Raw genomic sequence first — 5,112 nt, forward strand, 5'->3', positions numbered from 1 at the left:
CAGCGTCAGCAGGGCGAGCACGCCCGCGATGGTTCCCGTCCCCGACCTGAAGCGCATCGTCGCCGAACCTAGCAACTGGTCCAACCAGATGGGCCGGTGGCGATCCCGCCCTCGCGCGGCCCGGCGTAGGCTCGAGGGCGGGACGCATGTCCGGCGCCAACGACCACCATCACCACCACGGACCGCACGGCCACACCCACGGTCTGGTCGACGACGAGATCAAGCGGTCACGGGCCGGGGTGCGCGCGGTCACCCTGTCCTTCGCCGTCCTCGCGCTCACCGCCCTGGCCCAGGGTGCGGTCCTCGTCGCGCTGTCCGACAGCGTGTCCCTCCTGGCCGACGTGATCCACAACCTCGGGGATGCCGCGACCGCGATCCCGCTCGGCATCGCGTTCCTGCTGCGCTCGGCGTCCGCCGAGCGGACCGCGGGACTCTTCGTGGTCGCCGCCATCTTCGTGTCGGCGCTGGTCGCGGCCTACGAGACCGTCGACCGGCTGATCGATCCCCGCGAGGTCGAGTACCTCGGCGCCCTGGCCGCCGCGGGCCTCGTCGGCTTCGCCGGCAACGCGCTCGCGGCGACGATCCGCACGCGGGCGGGCCGGCGACTCGACAGCCCGGCGCTGATCGCCGACGGGGCCCACGCCCGCGCGGACGCCTACGTCTCGCTCGCGGTGGTCGCCTCGGCCGCCGTCCTCGCACTGGGTCTCCAGCGGGCGGACCCGCTGATCGGGCTGTGCATCACCGCGGTGATCGTGCGCATCACCATCGACTCGTGGCGCACGGTGCGGGCCTGAGGCGGCGCACGCGCGCCGGACTCACGCGGGCTCGGTCACCACGTCGGCGCTCGGCGCCTCACGCAGCCCGTACCGCCGCTGCAGGCGGGCCAGCGGGGCCGGCGCCCACCAGTTCCACTCCCCGAACATGCGCATGAGCGCGGGGACGAGAAGACCGCGGACGACCGTCGCGTCGAACAGGACGCCGATGGCCATGCCGACCGCCATCTGCTTCATGAAGAACACCGGGCTCACGGCGAACGCCAGGAAGACGACCGCGATCATCAGCGCCGCCGCGGAGATGATGCGCCCCGTGCGCCCGATGCCGACGGCCACCGCGTCCTCGGTGCTCGCCCCGAGGTCGTGCTGCTCCTTGATCCTGGACAGCACGAGCACGGCGTAGTCGGTGGCGAGCGCGAACGTGACCGCGAACAGGAACACCAGGCTGGTCACCTCGATCGCGCCCGGCCCCGTGTAGTCGACGAGCCCGCCGATCCAGCCGTGCTGGAAGCAGAGCACGAGGACGCCCAGCGCGGCCGCCAGCGTCAGGACGTTCATCAGCAGCGTCTTGATGGGCAGCAGCACCGAGCCCGTCAGGAGGAACAGCAGCACCAGCGTCCCGGCCGCGATGATCGCCATCACGAGCGGCGCGTGCGCCACGAGGCTCTCCTTCTGGTCGATGAACCGAGCCGTGTTGCCGGAGACGAGGACCGACGAGGCCCCGGGCGGCGGCAGCGCGCGGATCTCGCGCACGAGGTCCTGGGAGGCGCCCGACAACGGTCGGTCGCGGAGATCGACGTTGGTGAACGCGACCCCATCGGCCTTGACGAACGGGGTCACCCCGACGACGCCCTCCAGACCCCGTATCTCCGCCGAGAACGCGGCGAGCTGGGCTTTGGTCGCGCTCCCCTGCACGAGCACCGTCGCCGCCCCCGTGATGTCGCCCGGATAGTGCTCCGCCACGTAGGCGTTGGGCTCGTAGGACGGGAGCCCGGGCGGCACGGCCTCCGCAGAGGGGCCCGTCAGGACCGTGCCGGTGAGCGGGGACGCGGCAGCCAGCATGAGGCCGGCGCTCGCCAGACCGACGAGCACGGGGCGCCGCATGACCCCGCGGGCCAGCCGATGCCACGCACCGGAGTCGGCGGCGACGTCCGGGCCACGGCGGATCGACAGCGCGTTGATGCGTGTGCCGAGCAACGCGAGCAACGACGGCACCACCAGCACGGAGATCAGTGCCGACAGCACGCCGACCGCCGCCCCGGCGACGCCGACGGAGTACAGGAAGCGCTGCGGCATCACGATCAGCGCCGCCATCGCCACGGCCACGGTGAACCCGGAGAACAGCGCGGTCCGGCCGGCGCTGACCACGGTGCGCCGGTGGGCCTCGCGCGAGGGACCGTCGCGCTCGATCTCCTCGCGGTAGCGCGAGATGAGCAGGAGGGCGTAGTCCACGGCCAGCCCCAGGCTGAGTGCGGTCGCGATGTTCAGCGCGAACACCGACGTGTCCACGAACGTCGCCATGACCCGCATCACGAGGAACGTGCCGAGGATCGACAGCATGCCGATCAGGAGCGGCACCGCTGCGGCGACGACCCCGCGGAACACCAGCAGCAGCAGCACGGCGAGCGCCGGGAACGCGATCAGCTCCGCGTTGGTCAGGTCCTTGCGCGTCTGGTCGTTGACGTCGTTGAAGCCCGCCGCGAAACCGCCCATCCGAACGTCGAGCACGGTTGAGCGGACCGCGCGTCGCGCCCGCTCGGCCACCTCGCCGCCCGTGACCTCCAGATCGGGCGAGGTGAGGTGGGCCCCGAGGATCAGCGAGCGACCGTCGCGTGCGAGCAGTCCGGCGGCCGCGGGATCGCTGCGCGGATCGTCGACCTTGCCGACCCCGGGGACGCGGGCGAGCGTCGTGGCGAGACGGTCGATCTCCCGGCGCACCGCCGGACGTGCGGTTTCAAGAGGGCCGCCGTCGGGCGCGCGGACGAGGAAGATCAGACCCGTCGTGCCGTCGTAGCCGAGGGCCTCGTGCAGCGCGCGGCCGGCACGCTCGCTCTCGGAGTCGGCGTCCGTGAAGCCTGCGGCCGAGAGGTGTCGCTCGACGTCGTGCCCCACCCCGACCCCGACGACCGCCAGCGCGGCGACCACCGCCAGCACCAGACGGGGTCGCCGCCACGTGAGATCCGCCAGGCGCTCGAGCATGGTCCGGAACCTAGCAGAGTGAGTTTTACTTCGGAACCCACTAGGATCGTCGTGTGCCGTCAGCTCCCTTCAGCGAGATGTCGTGCTCCCTGGCCCGCACCCTCGGGGTCATCGGTGACCGCTGGACGCCGCTGGTCCTGCGCGACATCGCGCTCGGCATCTCGCGGTTCGACGCCATCCAGCGCAACCTCGGCGTCTCGCGCCGCGTGCTCACGGAGCGGCTCACCGCCCTCGTCGACGACGAGGTCGTCGACCGCGTCACCTACCAGGAGCACCCGCCGCGCTACGACTACCGGCTGACGCAGAAGGGCTCGGAGCTCATCGTCGCGCTCCTGGGCCTCCAGGCCTGGGGCGACCGCTGGATGTCGGACGAGACCGGTCCTCCGGTCCTGTGGCGCCACCTGCTGTGCGGGCAGGTCTCCGAACCCCGCGTGGTGTGCTCCTGCTGCGGCGAGCCCCTGCGCGTCGGCGAGGCGGTGCCGTACCTCGGGCCGGGCGCCAGCGCCGGGCCCGGGACCACCGAGGTCCCGGCGGCGATCGCTCGTCTCCAGGCGTTGGTCGGGTCGGGCGGCGAGGCCCAGCCGCCGCAGACGTGACCGGTACGCGCGACCGCTCAGTCCCCCAGCATCCCGGACACCGCGTCGGCGACCGGGGTGGTGCCCGCGGTCGCCTCCACCACGAGCGCGTCGATCTCGTCGTGGGCCAGGATCTCGGCCAGGATCCGTGCGACGTCCTCGCGCGGGATCTCCCCGCGCGGCACTGACGGCGCGATCTCGACCCTGCCGGTCGCGGCCTCGTCGGTCAGCGCTCCGGGCCGCAGGATCGCGTACCGCATCCCCGAGGCCTTGACCGCGTCGTCGGCCTGCGCCTTCGCCCGGAGGTAGACGGCGAAGGTCTCGTCCCCTTCCGGCGGATCGTCCGCTCCCATCGAGGAGAGCATCACGAACCGTCCCACGCCGGTGCGCGTGAGCTTCACGGCGCCGTCACGGTCCACGCGCATCTTGCGCTCAGGGCCGCTCCCCGGCCCCGCCCCCGCCGCGAACACGATGGCATCCGCTCCGCGCACCGCCTCGGCGACCTCGGAGTCGTCGGCGTTCTCGAGGTCGAGCAGGACCGGCTCTGCTCCCAGGTTCCGCAGGTCGTCGGCCTGCTCGGGCTTGCGGATCAGCCCCCGGACGCGGTCTCCGCGCGAGACGAGCAGCGGGATCAGGTGCTGGGCGATCTGCCCGTGACCTCCGGCTATGGCGATGTCCATGCGTCCGGCCTACCCGTTTCACCGCCCGACGTGACACCACGAGCGCGCCCGCCTTCGGTCGCGCCGCCCGCCGCGACAGCCGGTGTACGGGCTGGCTACTCCACGAAGAAGCGACCGACTGCCTCCTCCGAGTACCACCGCGTCGTGACGGTCTTCTTGCGCGTGTAGAAGTCGATCGCGTCCGTACCGTGCGCGTGCACGTCCCCGAAGAACGAGTCCTTCCAGCCGGAGAAGGGGAAGAACGCGACGGGCGCCGCCACCCCGACGTTGACCCCGACCATGCCCGCCTGGACGTCGACGCGGTAGCGGCGCGCGGCCGCGCCGGACTCCGTGAAGATCGTGGTCCCGTTGCCGTAGCGACTGGCGTTGACGACCTCGATCGCCTCGGCGAGGGTCTCGACCTCGACGACCGCCAGGACGGGACCGAAGATCTCCTCGCGCACCGTCTCGCTGGAGGGGTCCACCCCCTCGAGGATCGTCGGCCCCACGTAGCGCGTCGAGGACGTCGTGACGGCACTGTCCGCGGCGTCGCCGGCCCCGGCGCCGTCATCGGTCCCAGTGGCGACCGGGACATCGCGACCGTCGACCGCCGCCCGGGCGCCTTCGGCGATCGCGGCCTCCACGGCTGCCGTGATCCGCGCGCCGGCCGCGTCGGAGATGACCGGCCCGACGTCGCTGTCGCCCGCTGCCCCTGGGCCGACCCGCAGCGCGGAGGTCCGGGGGACGAGCTCCTTCCGCAGCAGGTCCCACGCCTCGCCGACCGCGACGACGACCGATCCCGCCATGCAGCGCTGTCCGGCGGCCCCGAAGGCGCTGGCGATGATGCCCTCCGCCGTCTTGTCCATCACCGCGTCGGGCATGACGACCATGTGGTTCTTCGCCCCG

At 72.5% G+C, this 5,112-nt stretch carries 5 protein-coding genes; 2 read left to right on the forward strand and 3 right to left on the reverse strand.

Annotated elements, in window-relative coordinates:
• Positions 1-146: 146 nt before the first annotated feature.
• Positions 147-794 carry a cation diffusion facilitator family transporter gene (locus ABYE80_RS16825; RefSeq protein ID WP_372791460.1) on the forward strand — a complete coding sequence of 216 codons (648 nt, stop codon included), beginning with the start codon at positions 147-149 and terminating at the stop codon, positions 792-794.
• Positions 795-815: 21 nt separating this feature from the next.
• Here the strand turns inward: ABYE80_RS16825 and ABYE80_RS16830 are convergent, their stop codons facing one another.
• Entirely contained in the window at positions 816-2,972 is a 2,157-nt protein-coding gene (locus ABYE80_RS16830) for an MMPL family transporter (protein WP_372791462.1), read from the reverse strand.
• A 77-nt stretch (positions 2,973-3,049) separates the two neighbouring features.
• Here ABYE80_RS16830 and ABYE80_RS16835 point away from each other — a divergent pair, with 77 nt between their 5' ends.
• Entirely contained in the window at positions 3,050-3,568 is a 519-nt protein-coding gene (locus tag ABYE80_RS16835) for a winged helix-turn-helix transcriptional regulator (RefSeq protein ID WP_372791465.1), read from the forward strand.
• Positions 3,569-3,585: 17 nt separating this feature from the next.
• Here ABYE80_RS16835 and ABYE80_RS16840 read toward each other — a convergent pair whose 3' ends face one another.
• A complete protein-coding gene (locus ABYE80_RS16840; protein ID WP_372791463.1) occupies positions 3,586-4,227 on the reverse strand; it encodes an SDR family oxidoreductase in 642 nt (213 codons plus the stop codon).
• Between the two features lie 95 nt (positions 4,228-4,322).
• On the reverse strand, positions 4,323-5,112 hold a 790-nt coding region (locus ABYE80_RS16845; protein ID WP_372791464.1), incomplete at its 5' end, for an aldehyde dehydrogenase family protein.

Source organism: Paraconexibacter sp. (assembly GCF_041602235.1).
In the GTDB taxonomy this organism is placed as follows: Bacteria; Actinomycetota; Thermoleophilia; order Solirubrobacterales; family Solirubrobacteraceae; genus Paraconexibacter.

Excerpts from the sequence above, each read along its gene's own strand:
- ABYE80_RS16825 (WP_372791460.1), top strand. The coding sequence starts at position 147 with ATGTCCGGCGCCAACGACCACCATCACCACCACGGACCGCACGGCCAC.
- ABYE80_RS16830 (WP_372791462.1), bottom strand. The coding sequence starts at position 2,972 with ATGCTCGAGCGCCTGGCGGATCTCACGTGGCGGCGACCCCGTCTGGTG.
- ABYE80_RS16835 (WP_372791465.1), top strand. The coding sequence starts at position 3,050 with ATGTCGTGCTCCCTGGCCCGCACCCTCGGGGTCATCGGTGACCGCTGG.
- ABYE80_RS16840 (WP_372791463.1), bottom strand. The coding sequence starts at position 4,227 with ATGGACATCGCCATAGCCGGAGGTCACGGGCAGATCGCCCAGCACCTG.